This is a genomic window from Brevibacillus sp. WF146 (genome assembly GCF_001673705.2).
In the GTDB taxonomy this organism is placed as follows: Bacteria; Bacillota; Bacilli; order Brevibacillales; family Brevibacillaceae; genus Brevibacillus; species Brevibacillus thermoruber.
This window is the reverse complement of record NZ_CP109943.1, coordinates 903575-927716: the sequence shown is the minus strand read 5'-3', so window position 1 is coordinate 927716 and position 24142 is coordinate 903575. Positions and strand designations below refer to the sequence as shown.

General features: G+C 59.3%; 23 protein-coding genes and 1 other annotated feature. Of the genes, 11 read left to right on the top strand and 12 right to left on the bottom strand.

All coding sequences use genetic code 11. The annotated features are described in order from the left end of the window. Positions 1–7 precede the first annotated feature (7 nt). The 5 genes from A6764_RS04455 to A6764_RS04435 form a co-directional block, all read right to left on the bottom strand. Positions 8–1120, bottom strand: coding sequence for an S-layer homology domain-containing protein (locus A6764_RS04455; RefSeq protein ID WP_065067242.1), 1113 nt, complete (start codon positions 1118–1120; stop codon positions 8–10). Positions 1121–1481: 361 nt separating this feature from the next. Then, positions 1482–2744, bottom strand: coding sequence for a group II intron reverse transcriptase/maturase (gene ltrA, locus A6764_RS04450; protein ID WP_065068426.1), 1263 nt, complete (start codon positions 2742–2744; stop codon positions 1482–1484). Between the two features lie 613 nt (positions 2745–3357). Continuing rightward, the gene (locus tag A6764_RS04445) at positions 3358–5022 is read right to left on the bottom strand and encodes a putative ABC transporter permease subunit (RefSeq protein ID WP_029098297.1); all 1665 of its coding nucleotides are present in this window, start codon (positions 5020–5022) and stop codon (positions 3358–3360) included. After that, positions 5015–5740 (bottom strand): ABC transporter ATP-binding protein, encoded by a 726-nt coding sequence (locus tag A6764_RS04440; protein WP_029098296.1) that lies wholly within the window; start codon positions 5738–5740, stop codon positions 5015–5017. The genes A6764_RS04445 and A6764_RS04440 overlap by 8 nt, the downstream gene beginning before the upstream one ends. 138 nt (positions 5741–5878) lie before the next feature. Further along, positions 5879–6295 carry a hypothetical protein gene (locus A6764_RS04435; protein WP_029098295.1) on the bottom strand — a complete coding sequence of 139 codons (417 nt, stop codon included), beginning with the start codon at positions 6293–6295 and terminating at the stop codon, positions 5879–5881. Positions 6296–6580: 285 nt separating this feature from the next. Next, positions 6581–6858: a binding site (T-box leader), on the top strand. A 54-nt stretch (positions 6859–6912) separates the two neighbouring features. Here A6764_RS04435 and proB point away from each other — a divergent pair. The 6 genes from proB to A6764_RS04405 all read left to right on the top strand — a co-directional run bounded on the left by proB (position 6913) and on the right by A6764_RS04405 (position 11949). Beyond that, the gene (proB, locus tag A6764_RS04430) at positions 6913–8046 is read left to right on the top strand and encodes a glutamate 5-kinase (RefSeq protein ID WP_264622420.1); all 1134 of its coding nucleotides are present in this window, start codon (positions 6913–6915) and stop codon (positions 8044–8046) included. Positions 8047–8077: 31 nt separating this feature from the next. Further along, positions 8078–9394, top strand: coding sequence for a glutamate-5-semialdehyde dehydrogenase (locus A6764_RS04425; protein WP_413541970.1), 1317 nt, complete (start codon positions 8078–8080; stop codon positions 9392–9394). A 17-nt stretch (positions 9395–9411) separates the two neighbouring features. Beyond that, positions 9412–10254, top strand: coding sequence for a pyrroline-5-carboxylate reductase (gene proC / locus A6764_RS04420; protein ID WP_065067245.1), 843 nt, complete (start codon positions 9412–9414; stop codon positions 10252–10254). Positions 10255–10316: 62 nt separating this feature from the next. After that, positions 10317–11123 (top strand): hypothetical protein, encoded by an 807-nt coding sequence (locus A6764_RS04415; RefSeq protein WP_029098292.1) that lies wholly within the window; start codon positions 10317–10319, stop codon positions 11121–11123. A gap of 164 nt (positions 11124–11287) precedes the next feature. Next, positions 11288–11602, top strand: a complete 315-nt coding sequence (locus tag A6764_RS04410) for a ferritin-like domain-containing protein (protein ID WP_029098291.1) — start codon at positions 11288–11290, stop codon at positions 11600–11602. A 17-nt stretch (positions 11603–11619) separates the two neighbouring features. Further along, on the top strand, positions 11620–11949 hold the full coding sequence (locus A6764_RS04405) for a spore coat protein (RefSeq protein WP_044897186.1): 330 nt from the start codon (positions 11620–11622) through the stop codon (positions 11947–11949). A gap of 57 nt (positions 11950–12006) precedes the next feature. Here the strand turns inward: A6764_RS04405 and A6764_RS04400 are convergent, their stop codons facing one another. Continuing rightward, positions 12007–13731 carry a methyl-accepting chemotaxis protein gene (locus A6764_RS04400; RefSeq protein WP_065067246.1) on the bottom strand — a complete coding sequence of 575 codons (1725 nt, stop codon included), beginning with the start codon at positions 13729–13731 and terminating at the stop codon, positions 12007–12009. Positions 13732–13851: 120 nt separating this feature from the next. Continuing rightward, complete coding sequence (locus A6764_RS04395; RefSeq protein WP_413541969.1) at positions 13852–15303, bottom strand: MocR-like pyridoxine biosynthesis transcription factor PdxR; 1452 nt, start codon at positions 15301–15303, stop codon at positions 13852–13854. A gap of 142 nt (positions 15304–15445) precedes the next feature. On the opposite strand from A6764_RS04395, the gene A6764_RS04390 reads away from it, so the two are divergent. Then, the gene (locus A6764_RS04390) at positions 15446–16069 is read left to right on the top strand and encodes a LysE/ArgO family amino acid transporter (protein WP_065067247.1); all 624 of its coding nucleotides are present in this window, start codon (positions 15446–15448) and stop codon (positions 16067–16069) included. Between the two features lie 56 nt (positions 16070–16125). Here the strand turns inward: A6764_RS04390 and A6764_RS04385 are convergent, their stop codons facing one another. After that, entirely contained in the window at positions 16126–16272 is a 147-nt protein-coding gene (locus tag A6764_RS04385) for a hypothetical protein (protein ID WP_176703285.1), read from the bottom strand. Positions 16273–16293: 21 nt separating this feature from the next. Continuing rightward, positions 16294–17574: an XRE family transcriptional regulator gene (locus A6764_RS04380; RefSeq protein WP_065067248.1), complete on the bottom strand. Its 1281-nt coding sequence runs from the start codon at positions 17572–17574 to the stop codon at positions 16294–16296. 211 nt (positions 17575–17785) lie between these two features. Between A6764_RS04380 and A6764_RS04375 the strand changes: the two genes are divergently transcribed. The 3 genes from A6764_RS04375 to A6764_RS04365 all read left to right on the top strand — a co-directional run bounded on the left by A6764_RS04375 (position 17786) and on the right by A6764_RS04365 (position 19139). Next, complete coding sequence (locus tag A6764_RS04375; protein ID WP_065067249.1) at positions 17786–18046, top strand: aspartyl-phosphate phosphatase Spo0E family protein; 261 nt, start codon at positions 17786–17788, stop codon at positions 18044–18046. 126 nt (positions 18047–18172) lie between these two features. Next, positions 18173–18571, top strand: a complete 399-nt coding sequence (locus tag A6764_RS04370) for a hypothetical protein (RefSeq protein ID WP_065067250.1) — start codon at positions 18173–18175, stop codon at positions 18569–18571. A 178-nt stretch (positions 18572–18749) separates the two neighbouring features. Next, positions 18750–19139 carry a cupredoxin domain-containing protein gene (locus A6764_RS04365; protein ID WP_029098285.1) on the top strand — a complete coding sequence of 130 codons (390 nt, stop codon included), beginning with the start codon at positions 18750–18752 and terminating at the stop codon, positions 19137–19139. Here the strand turns inward: A6764_RS04365 and A6764_RS04360 are convergent. The 3 genes from A6764_RS04360 to panE all read right to left on the bottom strand — a co-directional run bounded on the left by A6764_RS04360 (position 19129) and on the right by panE (position 22417). After that, the gene (locus A6764_RS04360; RefSeq protein ID WP_065067251.1) at positions 19129–20367 is read right to left on the bottom strand and encodes an MFS transporter; all 1239 of its coding nucleotides are present in this window, start codon (positions 20365–20367) and stop codon (positions 19129–19131) included. The genes A6764_RS04365 and A6764_RS04360 overlap by 11 nt on opposite strands. A gap of 137 nt (positions 20368–20504) precedes the next feature. After that, the gene (locus A6764_RS04355; protein WP_029098284.1) at positions 20505–21443 is read right to left on the bottom strand and encodes a 4-hydroxy-3-methylbut-2-enyl diphosphate reductase; all 939 of its coding nucleotides are present in this window, start codon (positions 21441–21443) and stop codon (positions 20505–20507) included. 44 nt (positions 21444–21487) lie between these two features. Then, positions 21488–22417, bottom strand: a complete 930-nt coding sequence (panE, locus tag A6764_RS04350) for a 2-dehydropantoate 2-reductase (RefSeq protein WP_065067252.1) — start codon at positions 22415–22417, stop codon at positions 21488–21490. Positions 22418–22640: 223 nt separating this feature from the next. Between panE and glnA the strand changes: the two genes are divergently transcribed. Further along, positions 22641–24059, top strand: a complete 1419-nt coding sequence (gene glnA / locus A6764_RS04345) for a type I glutamate--ammonia ligase (RefSeq protein WP_065067253.1) — start codon at positions 22641–22643, stop codon at positions 24057–24059. The last annotated feature ends 83 nt before the right edge of the window (positions 24060–24142 follow it).

The following is a 24142-nucleotide window of genomic DNA, read 5'->3' as shown; positions in this document are numbered from 1 at the left end:
CGCGCCGCTACTTCTGGATGAATTTGATCGATGTCACCTTGCGGCCAAACGGGTTTCCTTCATCCGGTTCCAGCAGGTACTCCAACTCGTAGTTGCCCACTTTGGGATCTGCGTAGGCAGCCGCGACCCACAGCTTGTTCTTGTCGGTGTCATCCTTCCTGAGGGTGAGCGCCACGCGATAGTCATGCAGCGGCAGCGCGATTTTGGCGATGCTCTCCTGCGCCGGCTTGCTCAGATACGCGTCCAGCCATTTCCCATTCTTCGTGCGGTACGCATGGTTGGCGGCCGTCAGCAGCAGGTTGACCGCCTTTTGCTGCCGCTGCTGCGATTCCCGGAACTGTTTGGCGGCGTCGTCCGCGTAAAAATCGTACAGGCGCTTCAGCACGGCGGCGAACTCTGCACGCGTCATGTTTTTGTAGGGATTAAACAGCCGCGTCTCGCTGAACAGGTGGAATTCACGAATCGCTCCCGCATAAGGCGAGGCGGTGTCGGGATAACTGCTCGGCTGTTTCCATCCGTGGTACCCGGCAAAGAAGGGGGCTACATCCTGCGGCTTCACATTCATGCTTCTCATCTTGTACGGGGCGAGCACGTGAAACAAGATCATGCTGGCTTCTTCCCGCGAGAGCGGATACTGCAGGTACTGGGTCGGCACCCACCAGTCGACCAGTTCTTTCTGCGGCGTTTTCATCAACTGGCCCTGCGAAGCCAGATGGAGATAGTAGAGAATTTTGTCACCCGGCCGGTATTCGTTGACAAAGCCTGTCTGGACGTCCAGCAGCACCTGCAGGTTGGCCGTCAGCGCTTCGATTTCCTTTCGGAGCGGATACCTGTGATCGAGGTAGGCCTTCTCCTCGGGAGCAGCCAACGGGCCGTAGACGGCTTCAAAGACGCGGTTCACCAGCGCCAGCGCCTCGCCGCGGGTAATCGGCTTGTCCGGGTAAAAATGGCGCGTGCCGTTCCCCTTGTATACGCCCTGTTCGGTCAGGAACTGAATCTGCTCGCTGGCCCAGTGCCCCTTGACGTCGTCGTACGCGGTTTCGGCGTTCGCGCGCGGAACAAAGACGCCCTGGATCAACAAGCAAACCATGAGAACCCACAACAGACTTCTCTTGAACATGATGGTCTCCTTTCCTCTCCATTTGAAATTGCGTCGAATGGAATGATCGCACAAATGATTTCCGGGACAAAACAGCATGTTTTACCGCCCAACCGCTGCGCAGTATGAGACAAAAATACCAACTGTTCCCACCTTTGTAAAGATAGCTTGAAAAATTTAGGATGGGACGCACAAGGCCCCCGCCCGAACGAATAGTCCTTTCCTCCTGCCAATAGGAAACGGTATCCATTTTTAGGTTCCGCGTCGTGCGTCTTTCCGCTCCCTTTGCCGCGCTGGCCGTTCGCCCCAATCGAGTAGGAGGGGGCGACTAACCCCCGTCCTCTCACACCACCGTACATACCGTCCGGTATACGGCGGTTCATCAAGCTTGACGAAGTGCGAAATATCGCTGCACCAAACTCATGAGCCCTTGTTGTTGCCAGTAGGTAATACCAAGGGCTTTGTGAATGTGCGGAGATTTGGTTGTTCGCCATGCACCCTTGCGGGTATTTGCAATCTCCAGTGCTTTGCTGTGGGGAAGACCGAGGGAACGAAGTTCGCGGTATCGCGTACGGATTCGTTTCCATTGCGTCCACAGGCAGAGACGGAGCCTTCGGCGAATCCATTCCTCAATCCGCAGGAGGTGGGTTTTCGCCTCAGCCAACGCAAAATATCCGATCCATCCCATGAGGTATTGGTTGAGTTTTTGAATTCGCTCCTGTATAGGGATGCTCCAATGCGGGTTGGTCAGTTGGCGAATTCGTTCTTTTAACCGGATGATCGATTTGGGATGCAGGCGTATCCGTGCCTCTTTTCCCGGAGCAAAGCTAAAGCCGAGGAACTTTCGATTGCACGGCCGATCTACCGCACTTTTCTGTTGGTTTATCTTGAGTTTGAGCACCCTGGTCAAGTATCGCTCCACGCTCGCCTTTACCCGTTCCCCCGCGCGTTTGGTGCGGACATAGATGTTGCAGTCGTCCGCATAGCGGCAGAAACGGTGTCCCCTCCTTTCCAGTTCCTTGTCCAAGTCGTCCAGCAGAATGTTGGCCAACAACGGACTCAGGGGGCCACCTTGCGGTGTACCCTCTTCCGTTGAGACGCACACTCCGTTGACCATAACTCCGGATTGCAGGTAAGCGCGGATTAGTTTAAGGAGACGCTTGTCCTTCACCTTGCGGGCTACCCGGCTCATCAGGATGTCATGGTTGACCCGGTCGAAGAACTTCTCCAGGTCGATGTCGACCACATACCGGAATCCTTCCTTGATGTACTGTTGCGCTCTCTGCACAGCATTGTGAGCGCGGCGACCCGGGCGGAATCCGAGGCTTGAATCGGAGAATTCTGGGTCAAAGATGGGAGTCAATACCTGCAGGATGGCCTGCTGGATGAAGCGATCTACCACGGTAGGGATGCCTAGCAACCGTATTCCCCCGTCAGGTTTCGGGATTTCGACCCTGCGAACAGGAGTCGGTTTGTAGGTTTCCGTCTCGATTTGCGACCGGATGGTCGCCCAGTGCAGGCGAAGGTAGTCGCGCAGTTGTTCAGTTGAAACACCGTCGACTCCCGCAGCGCCTTTGTTGGCTTCCACTCGTTTGAGGGCGGCCGTGAGGTTGTCCCGAGACAGAACCTTCTCCAGCAGATCCATAACGATACTCCTTCCTCCGCGCACATGTCGCCAAGCTTGCCGTACGATGCTCAGCCCTTCTCTGTACCCTCGGGGCTTCACCCCTACTCTCCAGAGGAAGTTCCAGTTCTGAATTCTGCTTCGACACACCGTATCGAAAGAGGTTGGGACATATGCTGACTTGATGTTCGGCCCTTCCCCCTCAGGCGTCCCCGATTGGGGTACTATGGCCTCTGCTGACTTCTGCATGTTCAACGCCCCCTCACGGAGGCGGTTGCCAACGATAGTAGGCGTACCATGCAGACCTCCCCGGGTAAGAGCGGTAGCCTTCGTCCCATGTACCTGCCCAATTTACTGTTGTACCCTTTGGCTGTATGGGGCTTCACCTTGTGCGGCAGGCTCGCCCAAGTACAACAGCCTCAAATCGGGTTCGTGTACCTCAGGTCGGGACTTTGCCGCCGGCTTCCTTCAGATTCCGCCTCGCGGCGGACACCCTTGCCTTAGGCTAACGGTTGGTACAGCCAACCCCCGTTCGGGACTTTCACCCTATAGCTACCGCCCATGCCGGGCGCACTGCAAAAAAACCGGAGGAATGGCTCCTCCGGTTGGTGGACTGCGGCACAAGCAGATTCGGTTACGACTGGATCTTATCCATCCATTCGGGTCCTTTGGTCACCAGCGCCCGGCAGAGCACCAGGTCCAGGACGGCGAACAAGACAAACAGCGTCAGGCTGATGCCGTACAGCGACGGCTTCCCCTGGAACGCCAGGAACAGCGTCGGCGCTGCGGTGACCACCACGGCCGCCATCGAGAACAGCGTGTTCCAGTTCTGCTTGACCGCCTTCTGCTCCGAATCCCAATCCAGTTTGGGCATCCGCAGGTCAATGATGATCCCGATCAGATTGATGAACACGATGCCCGGCAGGCTGGCGAGCAACGCGAGCAGGAGAAATTGCACCGGCGGATGCAGCACCAGCCCGGCGGCGGCGCACATCAGCAGCATGCTGAGGATGCCCAGCACCGTTCCCGGCACCACTTTGGCCGCGATGATCTGCGCATAGGGAACAGGCAGGTACTTGTTGACGAAAAAGGTCTGCCCGTCCCGCGAGATGGCCGTTGTTGACACGCTGTTCGCGGACGTCATGAAAAGGGCGAGCGCAAACGCGACCGCCACGCCGATTCCGGCTGCGGCGTCTTCCTGAAGAAACTGACCCCACTCGCGCACTGTCGCAAACCCGTCCGGGCGGCTGAGCACGGGAATGAACATCAGCAAGGGCCACAAGAAGCAGGACAGGACGCAGTTCAGAAAGTAGGCGGGGGTGCGCAGCAGCACCTTCCATTCCTTGGCGGCGAACGCTAGCACAGGCGACCGGCGTCCGGTCAGCTTGTCGAACTCTTCTCCGCTGACGCACCTGCGCTTGGCCGCTGTCTCGGCGATCCCCATGACGCCCTTCAGGTACAAGCGGTCTCCCAGCAAGACGAAGGCCGCGGCAAACGCCGCCGACACCAGCAGAAAGGCGAGCAGATAGCCGAGACCGGCGAGAACTCCCGACTCGGCAAGCGCCATCGCCCCCAGCTTGGTGCTGGGGAACAGTCGGGTGACGAGCGAAAGCAGGGCGTTGTTTTCCGAGAGAATCATCTGTGTCAACTGCTCGACGCTGTCCCTCCCTGCGCTGTTCCGATGGATGACAATTTGAAAACCCAGCACGGCCGCGATCCCGATCACGCCGCCGATCAGGCGGAACCGGTCCCTGCTTTTTCCCACGCTGGTCACACGCATGAACAGCATGGCCAAGAGTGAGGCGATTACCAGCGGGATGACCGGCAGCGCCAAAAAGACGACGGCCGCGTACAGGTAGTAGAGCGGCCCGGCTCCGCTTTTCACCCCGTACGTAATCAGCAGCGGCAGCAGCAGAAACGCGGTCGGCACGTACTCGTACGCCAGCGTGACGAGGAACTTCGCCCCGAGAATGTCGGACGGCTTGAGCGGCAGGGGCAGCAGGTGCTCCACGTCCTGCGAGTAGTAGTACACGGTCAAGACGTAAAAAATCCCGAAAAACAGGATGCCCAGACAGGCAATCGCCATGCCCATCCCCAAAAGCGCGCTCTCTTGCCCGCTTGCCGCCAGCCCGTCGTACAGGCCGATGACTCCCATCACGTAACCGGACATCAGCGGAAAAAAGGCGACGGCCATCAGCAGGATCATCAGCAGCTTTTTCCACCCGCTCCCCCGTTTCCCGCTCCAGAGGCCGCTGCCGTTTTTCATCAGCATCTTGGTCAAGAGCCAGGTCCTATTCATGCTTCGTCAGCTCCAGGAACAGCCGCTCCAGCGATTCGCTCGAGCGGAAGTGCTCTTGCATCTCCTTGAACGTGCCGCAAAACAGGATGACGCCCTTGTTGATGATGGCGACGCGGTCACACAGCTTTTCCGCCACTTCCAGCACGTGCGTGGAGAAAAACACGGTCCGGCCGCTGTCAGCGTGTTCCCGCATCATTTCCTTCAGCGTGAACGCCGATTTCGGGTCCAGCCCGGTCAGCGGTTCGTCGAGAATCCAGACTTCCGGATGGTGGACCAGCACCCCCATGATCACGATTTTTTGCCTCATGCCGTGCGAGTAGCTCTGAATCGGATCGGAGAGGGCGTCCGTCATGTCAAACCGTTCCGCCAGCCGGGCGATCCGCTCCTTGCGCACGTCCTGCGGCACCCCGTACATGTCGGCCATGAAGGTGACGTACTCCAGCCCCTTCAGCCGCAAAAACAGGTCGGGACTGTCCGGCACATAGCCAAACTGCCGCTTGGCCTCCAGCGGTTCGGTCCCGATGTCCTTGCCGTTCACCCGGATGGTTCCCTGGTCCGGCCGGACAATGCCGGTGATCATCTTGATCGTCGTTGTCTTGCCCGCCCCGTTTGGCCCGAGAAAACCGAAAATTTCCCCGCGGGGAACGGTCAGGGTGAGGCGGTCAACCGCCTTGACGGTACCGTTGTAGCTTTTGGTTACGTCCACGAGTTCGATCATGGTCGTCCTCCTTTTGCCCGGGAAGTGCGTCGTACTATCACGTATTACGAAACAGCCGGAAATCGGTTGCGGCCTCCCCTGCCGCCAACGGTTCGCCTGAGCCTGACAAAAGAGCCGGCTCGCATGCCGGCTCACGTGTTAGTTTTGCGGTATAAAACTGCCGTCGCGGAGCATGGTCAGTTCGCCCATGAAGAACGCCACGTCTTCCGAATCGGGCAGCTCGCCGTTCGCCTCCAGCGTCTCCAGACGGCGCAGCAGAATGTTGGCGAAGTCGCTGATTTGAAGCGGATGCGCCTCCATGTCCGCATCGTCCAGCACCGAAAAACCGGTCATGGCTTCCAGGTGGATCATGATGCGGAATCCGCCCAGTTCACCCAGGTATTCCCGCTTGTTCAGCGGCGACTTTTCCAGCTTTTGCAGCATGCTGACAATGTCATCGGCATACATGCTGCGAAACGCGACCATGTAAATGTCGCGAAGTTGCGATTCTTCCGTCTTGATCAGCAATACGTCGATGCCGTCCATCTTTTTTGCCTTTTTTCCAAAACCGAACATGCCTATTCCACCTCAACTGTTTTTCAACCTCATTCCATGATAGCCATAATCGCGTCCGGGAAACAACCCCTATCTCTCAACCTGTTCACTTCGTTCCTGCCGCACCCGTTTTTGGGGCGCTGTTTTTCGTGCGGAACACGGCGGCGGAAACGAGGCGGGCGGTGCCGGGGCCCGCAGCGGCGATCCGGACAAGCGGCAAAAATAAGTGCGGAACCCCCTTGACATTTACACTGGCCGGCGCGAATAATTATGAATTAACAAACGTGAATGAACAAACGTGCATAGTCAATGGCGATGACGGGGATCAGTAAAACCGCCCTTCAGGTACAGAGAGCGAAATTCAGCGGCTGAGAGATTTCGCCCGTGAACCGGTTTGAACCCACCCCCGAGCGGCCAGGGATGACCTGGACAGGTTTCTTTCACCTGTTATCAAAGAAAGAGAGCCGGACGGTTTGGCGGCTGAACACGGGAGCGGAACGCCTCGTTCTTCCCCTGGTTTGGGACGCCTGAATACCGTCAAATAAGGTGGTACCGCGGAAGAGAGATACCCTTTCGTCCTTATGTGTGGGATGAAAGGGTTTTTTGCTTGTTCTTGCTGGAAAGAGGAGGGTTACACGATGAAGAAGGGAAAAATGCGGCTGGTCGTAAAGGTGGGCAGCAGTTCGCTGGCGGCGCCGGGCGGCGGGTGCGACCCGGCGAAGATGTCGCTGCTCGTATCCGCCGTCAGCCGTCTGCGGGACGCCGGCCATCAGGTCGTGCTCGTCTCCTCGGGAGCGGTGGCGAGCGGCTTTCGGAGGCTGGGGTACCAGCAGCGGCCCCGGACGCTGGCGGCCAAACAGGCGGCGGCGGCCATCGGGCAAAGCCTCCTGATGCAAACCTACACCGAGCTGTTCGCCGCGTACGGCTGCACCGTGGCGCAAATCCTTCTGACCCGGGGCGACTTTTCCGACCGCGAACGCTATCACCACGCCTTTCAGACCCTGTCTCTCCTGCTGGAGAAAAACGTCCTGCCGATCATCAACGAAAACGACACCGTCTCCGTGGCGGAGCTGACCTTTGGCGACAACGACATGCTGGGCGCGCTGGTCGCCGGTCTGGTACACGCCGACCTGTACCTGATCCTGACGGACACCAACGGACTGTACGACAAGGACCCGCGGACCCACGCGGACGCGGTCCGCATCCCCTATCTCCCCGCCGTCACGGACGAGGTGGAGGCGCTGGCCGGCGGGGCCTCCCGTTTGGGCACGGGCGGGATGCGCTCCAAGCTGATTGCCGCCAAAACGGCCCAGCAGTTGGGCGTTCCCAGCTTTATCGGCAACCTGGCGCAGCCGTCCGACCTGCTCGACGTGCTGGACGGCAGCGGCAGCGGCACCTACGTCGGCTTCCGGCCCGAATCGCCCGCGGGCCACGCGCTGCCGACCCGCAAGCAGTGGATCGCGCTTCACTCCCCCGTCCGCGGGCGGATCAGCGTGGACCGCGGCGCCGCCGAAGCCGTGCTGCGGCACCGGCGCAGCCTGCTTTTGGCCGGCGTGCGTGACGTGGATGGCGCGTTTGCCCCCGGCGAGGTGATCGAGGTGTACTGCGACGGCCAATTGATCGGCCGCGGCGTCAGCCGCTGCAGCGCCGCCGACCTGCGGGCGAAGCTCTCCCCCGCCGGTCCGGCCCGGCCGAAAGGCATCGTCATCCACCGCGACCAATGGACGGAAGCGGCTTGTTTTGCGGCAATCGGCGGCAGCGACAGAACGTGAAGCAGGGGATGATTCCCTCGCGATAAAGGAGATGAGGAATGTGGAGAAGAGCCAAACTACGGAGAAAAGACAGAACATGGAGAAGAGCCTGAAAGATCGCGTATACGAACAGATCCGCCTGGCCAAACAGGCGGCGCGGAGCCTGGCCTTGCTGTCCCGCCCGGAAAAGGACCGCGCCCTGCATGCGGTCGGCGAACGTCTGCTGGCTGACGAAGCGGCCATCCTCACCGCCAACGGGCGGGATGTGGCCCGCGCGGAGGCGGACGGTCAACCGGCCGCCTATCTGGACCGGCTGCGCCTGCCGCCGGAACGGCTGCGCGATCTGGTCGAGGGGCTGCGCCAACTGGTCGAGCTGAACGATCCGGTGGGCGAAGTGACAGCCCGCTGGACCCGGCCAAACGGTCTGGTGATCGAGCAGGTGCGGGTCCCGCTGGGCGTGATCGGCATGGTCTACGAGGCCCGGCCGAACGTCACCGTGGACGCGGCCGCGATTGCTCTCAAGACCGGCAATGCGATCGTCCTGCGCGGCAGCCGCAGCGCACGGGAAAGCAACCTCGCCCTGACGCACAGCATCCGCGCCGCTCTGGCGGACGCCGGGCTGCCGGCGGAGGCGGTGCAGTACCTGCCCTATGCCGAACACGAATCCGTCGATCTGCTGTGCACGGCCAACGGCTTGATCGACGTCGTCATCCCGCGCGGCGGCGCCTCGCTGATCAGCCGCGTGCTGCGCACCTCCACCGTCCCGGTGCTGGAGACGGGGGTGGGCAACTGTCACATCTACATCGACCAATCGGCCGAGTACGCCATGGCCGAAGCCATCACCCTCAACGCCAAAACGAGCCGTCCCGCCGTCTGCAACGCGGCCGAAACCCTGCTCCTGCACCGCGGCTGGCCCGAACGGCACCGGCGCGACCTGTTGGCCCGTCTGCTGGCCGCCGGCATCGAACTGCGCGCCTGCGAGGAGACGCGGCGGCTCCATCCGGAGCTGGCCGACCGGCTCGTTCCCGCCACGCCGGAGGACTGGGACGCGGAATACCTCGGCTTGATCCTGGCCGTGCGCACGGTAGACAGCCTGGATGACGCGCTGGACCATATCGCCCGTCACGGCACCGGCCACTCCGAAGCGATCGTGACGCAGGACGCCGCGCGAGCGGAACGGTTCCTCGCCGCCGTCGATGCAGCCGCCGTCTACCACAACGCGTCCACCCGCTTTACGGACGGCGGGGAATTCGGCTTCGGCGCGGAGATCGGCATCAGCACGCAGAAGCTGCACGCCCGCGGTCCGATGGGCCTGCCCGCGCTCACGTCCAGCAAGTACGTCGTACGCGGAACCGGACAGATACGCTAACGGAAGGAGGATGCAGCATGAGTGACCATTCGACGCTCTCTTTCGACACGCGGATCGGCTTTCTTGGAGCCGGTTCGATCGTCGAGGCCATGCTGGCCGGCATTTTGAAAAACGAACTCATTGCGCCGGAGCGGATTTATGTCGGCAATCGCAGCGACCGGGCGCGGCTCAGGCGGCTGGCGGAAACGTTCGGGGTGAACGCCTGCGAGGACAAAGCCGCTCTGGTGGAGCAATCCGACATTCTCATCCTGGCGATGAAGCCCAAGGACGCCCCGGATGCGTGCCGCAGCCTGCGCGGACTGGTCCGTCCGGAACAACTGGTGATTTCCGTCGTCGCCGGCGTTTCCACGGCCTGCATCAGCGACTGGCTGGGCACGAATGGCCCGATCGTCAGAACCATGCCGAACACGTCGTCCGCCGTCGGGCTTTCCGTCACGGGCCTCTCCGCCAACCGCTTCGTGACCGAGGAGCAGCTTCGCGCGGCCACTGCTCTTTTCGAAGCGATCGGTTCCGTCCACATCGTGCCCGAGGACGAGCTGGACATCATCACCGGCCTCTCCGGCAGCGGCCCGGCCTACATTTACTACCTGGCGGAAGCGATGGAAGGCGCGGGCGCGGAAGCCGGGCTGTCCCGCGAGATGGCCCGGCAGCTCACCGTCCAGACCTTGCTGGGGGCAGCGCAGATGCTGCTTCATTCCAGCGATGAACCCGCCCTCCTGCGGAAAAAAGTAACCAGTCCGGGCGGAACCACCCAGGCCGGTCTGGAAGTGTTGGATTCGTACCGGTTTCAACAGGCCGTCGCCTCCGCGGTGCTGCGCGCCGCCGAACGGGCTCGCGAGCTTGGCGCGCAGTACCGGTGATCCGTTTTGCCTCTCCGCCCGATCGTGTATACTAAAGAAAAACGACGGACAAGGAGGAGCCGATGGAGATTTACGCCCTCTACGGAACGAGCGGGACGGGAAAAAGCACGAGCGCGCTGCAGTTGGCTCACCAGATGGACATTGACGCCATCATCGACGACGGCATCCTGATTTACCAGGGCCGCAAGGTGGCCGGCACCTCCGCCAAGTACGAAAAAACGAAAATCCAGGCGGTCAAGCGGGCGATTTTCCACTATCGCGACCACGCGGAGGAAGTACGCCGCGCCCTCGCCGCCATCCGCCCCCGGCGCCTGTTGGTGATCGGCACCTCGAAGCGGATGATCGAGCGGATTCGGGAAGCGCTGGACCTGCCCGCCCCCGTCCGCCACATTCCGATCGAATCGATCAAACCGGCGCATGAAATCGAAGCGGCCCGGTACATTCGGGAGACCCAGGGAAAGCACGTGATTCCGATCCCCCGCGTCGAAGTGGAAAAAGACTTTTGGCAGCGGATGATCGCCTCTGCCCAACAGATCTTTTCCGCCAAAAAGGAAGTCATCGGGGAAACGACCGTGGTTCACCCGCCGTTTACCGGCGGCCGCATCCTGATTCACCCGCAGGTGCTGCGCAAGATCGTCCAGGTGACGTGCAGCCGCTTTCCGTTCGTCAGCCAGGTGAAGAACATGACGTACACGTTTGAAGACGTGCCCCGCCTGCAGGTCTCCCTGGATGTCCGGCTCCCGTTTGGCGCGTCCATTCCCCCGCTGGCCCGGGAGATTCAAGAGGCGCTTCTACGGGAAACGAGCCACTGTCTCAATTTTGCCCCGGCCAGCATTGACATACGGATTATGACCTTGCAGTTGGTGTGAATCATTCCCAACCAGATACGCAACTGGTTCTCCGGTTTGCCGCGCTGTCATCCGACACGAGGCAAACCGGCTTTCGTTTTGCCTGCAAATACAAGTCATGACCCGCCTTCCCGCTGCCCATGCTAAGAGGTGTATCCCATTCCACCGTGAAAGGAGATCGCCTCATGCCAACGACGATGTTCTCTCCTCAGCAAACGCAGGCGCCGATTCCCCAACCGCCCCGGGTGATTTCGACCAAAGACGCCAGCTATCTGAAGGACGCCCTTTCCTGGGAGCTGCTGGCGTTTAAAAAGCTGCACTTCTTCGCCCAGCAGGCGACGGACCCGCAGGTGAAGCAGGCACTGGAAAAAGCCGGCCAGATGCACCAGCGCCACTACCAGAAGCTGCTTACCCACCTGCAGGTAAACAACGCACAGGCGATGGCCGCCATTCCCCAGACTCAGGCACAGCAGCAGCAACAGCAAACGCAGATGCAGTAACAAGGGAGGGAAACCAGATGCCGAACCAAAACCAGATTGCCAATCCGCAGACGGGTGTCCCGCAGGTAAAAGGACCGCAGATGAATGACCGGGACTTTTTGAACGACGGCCTGGCGACATGCAAGTACCTGACGGACAGCCTGAACGTGGCCGTACGGGAAGCCAGCCACCAGCAGCTTTACGCCGACATGCTGCAAATCCTGACGGAGACGCACCAGAGCGCCCGCGACATGTTCAACCTGATGTTCCAAAAGGGATGGTACAAACTGGAGGCGGAAGACCAGCAAAAGCTGCAGCAGGCGTATCAGCAGTACAGCGGGTATTCCACCCAGTTTCCGTACCACTGATGGAGGACCGCCGTAGGCAGGGAAAAAGGGACATCCGACAGGGGATGTCCCTTTTGTCTACACCGTAAAAGCGTCGGTCTTTCCGCGCAGTTCTCTGATCTGTCCGGCCACGTCCCGTACTTCCTCGGCGACGGCGTGGATGTACTCCCTGACATCGTGAATCGTCGCGGTCACTTCCTCCGCCGAGGCGGCCGTCTGCTCCGAGATGGCGGTCACCGACAGGACGTCCTGCTGAATCGTCTGCTGGAAGCGGGCCATGTCCGCCATCGTCTCCACGATTTGCTCCAGCGACCGGTTCAGCTCGCCGGTGATCACGGACAGACGGGAAACCCCTTGCGACACCTCGTCGATTTTGTGCGCCTCCTCTTCGTACTGCCGTTTCGTCACGCCCACTTCATGTTTGGTCTGTTCCACTTCCTGCTGCACGTCGCGAATGCTGGCCTGAATCTCTTTGGTCGCTTCCGCCGTCTGCTCAGCCAGCTTGCGCACCTCCGCGGCCACCACCGCAAAGCCTTTGCCCGCCTCCCCGGCGCGGGAACTTTCGATCGCGGCGTTCAAGGCCAGCAGGTTGGTCTGGGCGGCAATCGACTGAATCGCCGACACCACCTGATCGATGGCGACGGATTTTTCCACCAGCCGTTCCATGCTCGCTTCCACCCGCTTGAAGTGCTGCGCCGTTTCCGCGCTGTGGGTCACAAAAGACTGCAGCGATTCCCGGCTTTCCCGCTCCGTTTGCGACACGTCCTGTCCCAGCCGGTTCATTCCCTCCACCAGCCGGTTGACGTGGTCGATCTTGCCGGTCAGGTCGCCGTTCAGCCTGGAAATGGCTTCGACCGAAGCGGCCGTCTGCTCGTTTCCCTGGGCGATTTCCGTGCTGGCCGTGACAATCGCGTCCGCCTGCTCCCGCATCTCGCCGACACGGCGGGCCATCCCTTCCGCCATGCGGTCGATCCGGTGCGCCGCCGTCTTCATATCGGTGATCAGCCCGCGCAGATAGTCCACCATTTGCGAAAACGAATCCATGATCTGGCCGATTTCGTCGCGGCGCTTGTAGCTGAACGAACATTCCGTCAACACACCCGCCGATACTTCCAGTGCCTTGTCGCTGATCACGCGCAGCGGCTGCAGCCGTCTGCGGATCAGCCAAGCGAGAACGACGGCTGCCGCGAGGGCAATCAGCAGATTGAGCGTAAGCGCCACGGGCAGGCTCTCCCATTGAACGCGTGTGGTGACCGAACCGACCGTGGACGCGTTAATGTCTACCCCGAGGATGCCGATTACCGTACCGTCCGGCTTGGCGATGGGCGCAAATGCGGACAGGTAGTCTCCGTATCGGGGGTCGTGCACAATCGGCGTGCTGCTCGTCTCCCCGCGCAGGACGGGAGCCACATCCCGATACGCCGTGGCACTCGCCGGATCGCCGATATCCGAGGCGTTTTCCGCATCCCGGGGCTGACCGTCGATCATCACCCGCAGCTGCTCTCCATCCGCCTGGAGAATGTAGACGTACAGCGCCCCCGTCTTTTCCCGAAAGTCGTTGAGCTGCTGGCGCAGGTTCCAGTAGTCTTCCCCCTTTTGCGGCTGCTGCAAAAAGCGCTCGTACGCCTGCACATCCACCTGTCTGGCTATCGTGGCGGCCCATTCCGTGCCGAACGTGCCGACCGTCCTCTCCACCGTGTTGGCGTTGTTGACATACAGGCTGACCGCGTTGACGGCCGTCAGCGCCGCCATCCCCAGCACGATCAGCAGCAGGACATGAGTGACAATGCTTTTGGTTTTCATCACGTTCCCTCCTGTGGCCAAGTCGTGGTTGTTACCCTATACATACCCGTTGGCCCACAGGCGTAAACGTCGGCCGGCCTCCCCGGATCGGCACTGGCGCAGCCCCCGCTCCGCCGTCGGTCACGCCATCTCTCTGATCAATCGGGACAGGCGGTGAAGCGCCCGCTCCATCTGCTGCTCATCGGCGTACGCGTAAGAGAGGCGCAGGTGGCAGTGGTCCGTGCCGTCGTAAATGTAGCCGGGATTGAGCAGAATCCCCTCGGCCAGCGCCCGCGAAAAGAGCGTCCGCATCGACACCGACCGGCGCAGCCGCAGCCAGATGTAAAAGCCGCCCCGCGGCTCCCTCCACTCTGCCAGATCGGCAAACCAGCGCCTGAGCGACTCGCACGCGCACGCCCTGCGCGCTCTAAGCGCTTCCCTCACCGTTTGCAGGTGGCGTTGGTACAGGCCGCTGCTCAGCCATTCCGCCGCCACCTGCTGGGAAAGGGCGCTGGCCCCGTAATCGGTCTGCATTTTCACGTCGGCCAGCCGCTCGACAACCGGTTCCGGCCCGACGATCCAGCCGATCCGCAGACCGGGGCTGAGCGATTTGGACAGGCTGCCCACGTACAGGACCAGCCCGTTGGGGTCGAGCGCCTTCAAGGGAGGCGGCCCCGGTTCGTCCAGCCACAACTCGCCGTAGACGTCATCCTCCAGGATGGGCAGCCGCTCCCGTTCGCAGACGGCCATCACCTGCTGCCGCCGTTTCTCCGACATCAGGGTGCCGGTCGGATTGTGAAAGGACGGAATGGTGTAGAGCAGAGCCGCCTGGTGGGCCTGTTTCAGCCGCGCCAGCGCATCCGGCCGGATCCCTTCGCCGTCCAGCGGGACGCCGGTCAGCCGCATGCGCGACGACTGAAAGACCGGCAGCGAGTACAGGTATGAAGGGCGCTCCAGCAAAATGGCCGAGCCTTGGCGCAAAATGCCCAGCGAGATGAGCTGCAGCGCCTGCAGCGCGCCGGACACGACGAGGATGGACGCCGGCGGCGCGTCGATGCCGCGCGTCCGCAGATGGGCGCTGATCGCCTGCCGCAGCGACTTTAGCCCCTTGGGTTCCGAATAGCCGAGCTGGGCAACCTGTCCGCCCAATCGTCCCATGATCTCCGCCATGCCGGCGGACGGCAGCAGGTCGGGCGACAGCTCCCCCGTGCCCAGCCGAATGATCTGCGGATCGTGTTCATGGCGGTTGATGGCCTGGATGGTCGGCTGATTGGGCGGATGTTCGCCCGCCTGGACGTAGCTCAGCCAATCGGGAGGCGGGGCGGAAGCCAGCAGCGACCAGGTGTTGTTGCTGACCACGGTGCCGCTGCCCACGACGGCTTCGATCAGCCCTTCCGCCTTCAGTTCGTCCAGCGCCGTCACCACCGTGCTCCGGTTGACGCCAAACGCCTCGGCCAAAGCCCGCTGCGTCGGCAGCCTGCTTTTGACCGGCCAGTCGCCGGTGGCGATTTTTTCCCGGATGTAGGCGACAATCTGGGCGTAGATCGGCACATCCGACGCCTTGTCCGGCTTCCAGTCAATGGTCGGCACCATCGATTCCCCCTCCAGTCTTCATGCTGCCCTTATTGTAGCCAATTGGTCGGGTCGCTGCCAAACCAATTGGCTGGAGACAGACGGCCCGATTTGTCTTACTGTGGAAGCCATGGGATACACCGCAAAAGGAGGAGCTTTACGCATGTGGGAAGCCGCCCTGCACGGATTTGTGCTCGCATTCGGATTAATCCTGCCGCTCGGCGTGCAAAATGTCTTTGTCTTCAATCAGGGAGCGGCCCAGCCGACGCTGTGGCGCGCACTCCCTGTCGTCCTGACCGCAGCCGTCTGCGACACGCTCCTGATCCTGTTGGCCGTGCTGGGCGTGTCGCTGGCGGTGCTCACCTTTGCCTGGCTGAAAACCATCCTCTACGTCGGCGGAGTTTTCTTTCTGGTCTACATGGGCATCCTCACCTGGCGCAGCCGCCCTTCCGCCGAGGCGCAGGAGGCGGAACGGTTCCCGCCGAAACGCCAGGTGATGTTCGCCGCATCGGTGTCGCTGTTGAATCCGCACGCGATCCTGGACACCATCGGCGTCATCGGCACCAGCTCGCTGGGCTACGCCGGAGCGGCGAAGTGGGGATTCGCCGCCGCCTGCATTCTCGTCTCCTGGCTGTGGTTTTTCGGACTGGCGCTGGCCGGACGGATGGCGGGCAGACTTGACTCGTCCGGCCGGCTGCTGCGCGCCCTCAACGTCGCCTCCGCCTTTCTCATCTGGGGCGTAGCCGCGTATATGGCGGTTTCGCTGGTGCGGGAGCTAGTCGCGTAGGAATCGCCAGGAAGCGAGAAAGGGGAGCAAGTGGCTCCCCTTTCAATCGTTTTTGGTTAATGTCCCGGATCCATTGTATGCATCTGAATATTTTTTTTATGCAAAACATCAGCGCTAAAACTTCCCACTTTTTTTATGGGCTGATCATTCCATAATAAAACAAAAAATAGCGCCAATACAGTCAATCTCTTCCATTTCATCATTACTTACTCACCTTCCTTTGTTTATTTATTAATAATTTTACTATAAACCTCCCCAAACTTTTCCACAAATTGTATATCAATCGGTTTTCTCAATTTGGTGAACTGTGACAGAATATTAGTCATACATTCGGTTATTTCCTGGTAGGCGCTCACTTCTCCGTAGGCGCACAAACCGTTAAGATAACTGTCAATCCCTTCCTCATGGGAGCCTGTCTGTATTTGAAACTCTCCCTTGTAGCGATAGTATCTTCCAATCGACCGATGTTTATAGGGTGTTTGCGGATTTTCCGGCAGGATTTCCTTTTCCTTTCTCAACAGCTCGGCAATTTCATGGTGATTGTTCGTCTGCAGATAAATGTCCAGCAGTTCATTCACAACATGAATGCGCGAATCCGGGCTAACCTCGCGTAAACACTCTTTCAACATGGGAACAGCCACATCATATTCTTTTTTCCGTGCTTTTACGATCGCACACGTAAACTTGGCTGTATATGCAACAAATTCATAATCAAACCTTTCAAACACACGCAAGTGGGATTCAACAGCGTCATACTCCCCCAACCAATAAAATGAGTTGATCATGGCCAAGTACGCTCTGGCTGTCAGTTCCGTTTCAGCCGTTTTCAATTTAAGGCCCGCTTCACAATATTCAATACACCGTTCGTATTGCTGGATGTTGTGAGCATGGAGCGCCATCCTAAAATAATAAATCGTCTGTTCGTCTCGGGTTAAAAAATCAATATAATGCATAATTTCTTCGCCAACTCTGAACGAATCGTCCAACCGCTTAAAATCATACCTTTCAATCAGATATTTTTTGAGCAGCCCTTTGGCAATATACTGCGGGATTCCGTGTTCTCTCGCGTATTTGACAATGGTGTTGAAAAGCGGCAGGCTGAGCTCGGTATTGGTGGTGGTGTCAGCGAGGTGATACAGCCGTTGCAATGCTGTGTAGGTGTCTACCTGGGGAGATTGCAGGAACTTGACGGCCACTTTTTCCAACAGCGGAATGTTGTCGCCTCGTTGAATGACATCCTGCAGGATTTCATATAACGTCTCTGACCGTTGTTCGTCATCCACATAACATTCAATGATTTCTTCATAGGGCTGAGGCAGGACAGCCGCTAACGCCTTAACTGTTTTATATTCCGGCCGCTTCGTTTCCCCGCTTTCAATTTTATAAAGTGCCCCTTTGGTCACACCAGTCTGTGCTTCCACTTCCGAAAAAGAAACCCCGCTTTGTTTACGGTAAAGAGATAACAGATCTCCGAGGGTTTTCCTTCGTAGCCGGTCCCTTTCCAACTATAACACTCCATTTCCAAACATTACTATTTTAAAGAGATTATAAACAGAAAATAAAAACAAATCAATAAAGATCATTTTTTTGGCTCTGTATGATGTATAAAAATGTCGAACGTTTTCTAAAAAGTGATGTTGGCTGCATTTGGTAAATAGTGGGTACAGTAAAGGAAGGAAATGGAATCTCACTATCAATACTTGGAGGCATTCAGAAATGGAGGGCTGGCGAGCAATAAACCATGAAGACCTTTCGCAAATCATTGAGAACCTCCAAAAACAACTGAATGAGCTTGTCAAACAAAAAGGATCGTTGACGGATTGTGCTGTATTGAATGTTAGCCAGGAACTGGACAGGTACATCGTGGAAAGCCAGCGCAGGATACTGGAAAGCAGGAAAGAAAGCATTCCTTTCAGCTCAACATTCCACCAAAATCCCGGCAAGGTTGGGACATCTGATACGATGAAAAGGAGTTGATGATTCATAAAGAAACCTTTCGGATTTTTAGCAAGTGCAGTAATTGTCGCTGCAATTGGAATGACATCGGTTGCCGCAGCACAGTTGAACACTTCTTCCCCCGATCCGGGACAGGGGAAAGCGGCTGTGTATGCCGCCGAGGTTCAAAGACTGGCAGAAAGCCGCACGTTTGTTGACAACGGATTGGAAGTCCAGGTACTGGATGAAGCGGTGAACGTGGATGAAAACACAGCGCTTGAAGCTGCAAAACATTTCATTGGTTCCTCACGAGGGGATACCGCCAAGAAAGTGACGATGACCTTGGCAAGATTCACGGATACGCAAGTTGAACAGGGAATCTTGTCCGATTCCAACCTGCCCGTACAAGACGTTCCCGTATGGATTGTTACCTTCCACGGCGTGGATATGCCGAGAAACGGGAAGGCTGGCAGCGGGAAACAATATGTGAACGCTGATGTTCATGTGATAATCGATGCCAATACCGGCGAAGAAATCGAAATGATCGCCGGCAAGCACGGAAAATAAACGGGTAATCACGGAACATAAAAGCAAAAGCCCTGATCGCCGACATCTTCCGGGATCAGGGCTTTTTTCATATCGGATCGGCTACCCCTCCCGCGCTTTCGTTGTTTATCCCCGACCAGGCCAGGACAGGATAATAGTAACAGCACAGATCATGCACACGCGAAGGAGCTGAAGTGTAATGACTCGTCACCGTTTCAGGCAGCTTCGCTATCCGTTCATCGCGCTGGCGCTGATATCGGGTCTGTTGGCCTTGCATGACCACTACCGTTTGAACGCCTCCCCGGTCGCGGCCCAACGCGTTCAAACCGTCACCATTGCCAGCGCCGGCTTTTTGCCCAACCGGCTCGTCTTTCACCAAGGAGAGACGGTCTCCCTGACGATCGTCAACGCGGACACCCGTCCCCACAACCTGGTGATTCGCGAGCTGAACGTCTCTTCCGCCGATCTGAAACCGAGTCAGTCGGCGACGCTCCAGTTTGCGGCCAGCAAAAAAGGGCGCTATCCGTTTGTCTCGGATACGCCCGGTTATCCGGAAACAGGGTATCAGGGGCTGCTGATTATCGACTAGGCTGTCCTGACGCGAGCTGTTCCTGCTGCTTCTCTTCCGGAGCGGAGTGTTTCCACGGCCCGAAGCGGATGATCAGCAGCGGAATCAGTCCGGCCGCGGTGGCCAGGCCGAAAAACAGGTACGTGTCCAGGATGGAAAACGCGTCCTTGATCCAGCCGCCCACCAGGTTGCAGGTCATCGAGCCCAGCCCGTTGCCGACGGAAGCGTAGAGGGCCAGCGCGGTCACCTGCAGGGAAGCGGGTGTATTTTCCCGCACGAACTGCGCCGCCGTGGCCAGGTAACACCCGACGGAGAGGCCCTGGATGAAAAAGAGGGCGATCACCGCGGTCGTGCCGGGAGCCGTGCTGTACCAGAGCCAGCGCAGGGCGGAGACCGTGCCCGCCAGCAGAATGGTCAGCTCCAGCCCCCAGCGGCGCACAAAGAAACCGGCGATTTTCATAAACGGCGCCTCGCTGCCGGCGAAGAGCAGAAAGGCCAGACCCACGCCGGCCACCGTTCCCCCGATGTGCTGGTAGTACAGGGAAAACCAGATGTTATGGGCGTTGATCGCCCCAAAGATAAAGAAGGACGCCGCGAGAAACAGGACAAACCGGGGCAGGCGGATCAGTTCGGTCAGTCCCTTGAAGACGCTCACGGTGAACGGCGCCGCTTCCGCGTGTTCCGGAATCCGGCGCAGACACAGGCCGGCGATCAGGTAAGCGCCGCAGTACGAGTAAAAAATGGCGGCATGCCCCCACTGTTCCACCGCCAGCCCGGTCAGAAACGCGGCGAGGGCAAAACCGACCGCGCCCCACATGCGAATGTCGCCGAACTGGATGTTGTGCCGTTTGGCGTACCCCAGCGCCAGACTGTCCGACACGGGCACGACCGCGCTTTGAAACACGGACATGGCGATGTAGAGCAAAAACACCCAGGCAAACGTGGAAACGGCGGGAAACAGCAGCCCGACCGCCCCCGCCGCGGCCAGGGTCAGCATCAGGACCTGCTTGCGGATGTGAAAGCGGTCGCAGATCATGCCCCACAGCGGCTGCGTCACAATGGAGATCACCGGCGTCACGGCGCTGATCACGCCGATCTGCGTTCCGGTCAGGCGGATCGATTCGTAGTACTGGGTAATCAGCGGAAAAAACGAGCCGAACCCGTAGTAGGCAAACAGGTAGAATGCGTTCAGGCTAACGCGCTGTGCCGCGCGTTCTTCGCTCGCTTGGCTGGACAGTGCTTCGGACATACGCTCTCCTTTGGGTCAGGCTGAAGAGACGAGCAGGCACCGCTCGTCTCCTCGGCCGAATGCGCTGGCTTTCAGATGTCGGGAACGCGGGAGTTCCCGGTGGTGACGGTGTCCCGCCTTGGTCGGCAGCGGACCCCTTACTGCTTCACTGCCGGCAGGATTTTCTCCATGTTGACCGTCCGCTTTTTCTCCCACGTCTCCGGCTTTGTCTCATCGTACTGCTCCAGGAACTGGATGACCTCTTTGGTCAGCGGCGTCGGCGTGGACGCGCCGGACGTGACCGCCACCTTTTTCTTTCCTTTCAGCCATTCCAGTTTCAGTTCGGACAAATCGGCGATGCGGTAGGCCGGCACGCCGGCGATCTCCTCCGCCACCTGCGCCAACCGGTTGGAGTTGTTGCTGCGCGGGTCGCCGACGACAATGCAGAGATCGGCCTCTCCGGCCTGCTCCGCGACCGCCTCCTGGCGCACCTGGGTGGCCAGGCAGATTTCGTTGTGCACCTCCACCTGCGGGAAGCGTTTGACGATCGCGTCCATCAGGTGTTTGACGTCCCACTGGCTCATCGTCGTCTGGTTGGTAACGATCAGCTTGTCGGCGGGCAGATTCAGCGCCTCGATCTCGTCCACGGTCTGCACCAGATGCACCTTGTCGGGGGCAATACCGACCGCTCCCTCCGGCTCCGGATGCCCTTTTTTGCCGATGTAGATGACGTGATACCCGTCCGCCACTTTTTCGCGGATCAGGTCATGGGTCTTGGTGACGTCCGGGCAGGTGGCATCCACCACGGTCAATCCCTTTTCGCGCGCTTTTTTCCGCACTTCGGGGGAAACGCCGTGCGCGGTGAAAATCACCGTTCCCTTGTCGATCTTGTCGAGCAGCGCCAGCCGGTCTTCGCCGTCCAGCGTCTTCACGCCCAGTTTTTCAAACGCCTCGACGACGTGGGCGTTGTGTACAATCATCCCCAAAATGTGAATGGGGCGGGGCAGGTCAAAATTTTGCGCCGTTTTCAGCGCCAGCACCATGGCGTCCACGACGCCGTAACAGTAACCGCGGGGGGAAATCTTGATCACTTCCATGTATACCCCTCCTCTCGAGATCAGCAAATCGTTACTATTATACCTTATTTGCCTGCTTCCCGCTTCCGTTCGTAAACCTTCAGATTATTGTAGACAACTTTGAGCAGCGGCGCGGCAACACCCAGCTCCTCCGCCCGCTTCAGCAGGTAGCCCTGCAGGTGATCCGCTTCCACCGGCAGCCCTTTTTCCATGTCGCGCAGCATCGACGACTTCATCCCGTAGCCCAGGTTCAGAAACGTCTTCATCTGCTTCTCGACAATATCTTCGTCGATCGGGGCATGTAGAGCGCGCATCACGGAGGCCACCTCTTCGGCCAGTTGGCGCGTCAGCTCCACCCCGTAGGCAGCGTCACGGATCGGCCCCACCGCCGCGTTCATCAGCGTGGTCATGCCCGACAGGGTGGTGATGAACAGGTACTTGTGCCACATGTCGCGCTGGATGTTGGCGCTCGCCCGGAACGAGGCCGCCGTCCCGGCAAAGGCCCGTTCCATCGCGTCCACCCGCTCGCTTCGCCCGCCGTCCCACTCGCCGAACACCGCTTCGTGCGTCGGGCTGGTCTGCACCACATCGCCATCCTCGTTCAGCGTCGTCTCGATAAAACAGAGACCGCCCAGGATCCGCTCCCGTCCAAAACGCTCCCATAACAGCTCCATGTGGGCGATCCCGTTCAACAGCGGCACCACCGCCGTCTGTTCGCCCACGTACGGAGCGATCGCCTCCAGGCTGTCGTGCAGGTGATACGCCTTGTTGGACAGGATCACAACGTCAAACGGCCCTGCCGCTTCGCCTGCGACGATCAACTGCGGCTGTTCGAGATGGATGTCGCCGTGCACGCTCTGCACGCGCAGGCCCCGTTCCAGAAGCTGTCGCCGCCGGCGTTCCCGCACAAGGAAGGTAACATCTCCCCCGTTTTCCGCCAATCGGGCACCAAAATAGCCGCCAACCGCACCTGCCCCCAACACCAACACTTTCATCCGCTTTCCTCCCACTCTTGTTCGAAATAGTCTGTCTCCATTCTACAAAAACAGACCCTTTTGCAACACCCCGCAATATTACGTCAGAAAATCTGACATAAAACGTGATAAAACCTCTTGACAGTCCCAAAATCCAACCACTATAATCGCTAGTATAGAAACGGACGAAAATCGAACGTTAAGACGAAAACCTCGATGATTATTCGTAAATGGAGTGATCGCTATGGATATGAAAGCAGTTCTTTCCCTGATCGAATCAGAAAACATCGAATATGTCGACTTCCGCATCGTCGACCTGCCCGGCCGCCAGCATCATGTCACCATCCCCGCCTACGCGGTTGACGAAGGGACCTTCCTCAACGGCGTCGCCTTTGACGGCTCCAGCCTGACCGGGTACAAAGGCATCGAGGAAAGCGACATGGTGGCGATGCCCGACCCGGCCAGCGCGTTTATCGACCCGTTTGTCGAAGCGAAAACGCTGAACATCGTCTGCAACATCTGCAATCCGGACGGCACTCCCTACGAACGCGACCCGCGCGGCATCGCCCTGAAGGCGGAGGCCTACCTGAAGCAGACCGGCCTGGCCACCGACGCCTACTTCGGCCCGGAATCGGAGTTCTTCCTGTTTGACAGCGTCCGCTACGCTTCCGGACCGTCCGGCTCCTTTTTCCACATCGACTCCGAGGAAGCGTTCTGGAACACCGGCAAGGAAGGGCAGAACCTGGGCTACAAGGTGCGCAACAAGGGCGGCTACTTCCCCGTGCAGCCGACCGACACGCAGATGGACATCCGCAATGAGATGTGCACGCTGATGACCCAAGCCGGCCTGAAAGTGGAGCGCCATCACCACGAGGTGGCCACCGCCGGCCAAGGGGAAATCAACTTCCGCTTTGACACCCTGACGCGCACGGCTGACAACCTGCTGCTGTTCAAGTACATCGTCCGCAACGTGGCGGCCAAGCACGGCAAAACGGCCACCTTCATGCCGAAGCCGATCGTCGGCGACAACGGCAGCGGCATGCACGTGCACCAAAGCCTGTTTGACGGCGAACGACCGCTCTTCTACGAAAAAGGCGGCTACGCCAATCTGAGCCAAATGGCGCTCTACTACATCGGCGGCATCCTGTATCACGCGCCGGCCCTGATCGCGCTGACCAATCCGAGCACCAACTCGTTCAAACGGCTGGTGCCCGGCTACGAAGCGCCGGTCAACCTGGTCTTCTCCAAAGGGAACCGCTCCGCCGCCATCCGCATTCCGGTGGCTGCCGTGACGCCGAAAGCGGCTCGCATCGAGTTCCGCACCCCGGACTCCACGGCGAATCCGTACCTGGCCTTCGCCGCCATGCTGATGGCCGGCCTGGACGGGATCAAGCGCAGGCTGGACCCGCGCGAACTGGGCTACGGGCCGGTTGACCGCAACATCTACGACCTCTCCGATGCGGAGAAACAGGAGATCAAGAGCGCACCCGGCTCGCTGGAAGAAGCGCTGAACGCGCTGGAACGGGACCACAACTTCCTGCTGGAAGGCGGCGTCTTCACCCGCGACGTGATCGAAAGCTGGATCGCCCTCAAGCGCGGCGAAATCCAACAAGTGGAACGCACCGTCAATCCGAAGGAATACGAACTGTACTATGATCTGTAAGCCGGGGCCCGCACGGCGAACCGGTTCCTCTCCGATCCGGAACCGCGAAAAACCGAATCTGCCGCGAGAAACGAAAAGACCGA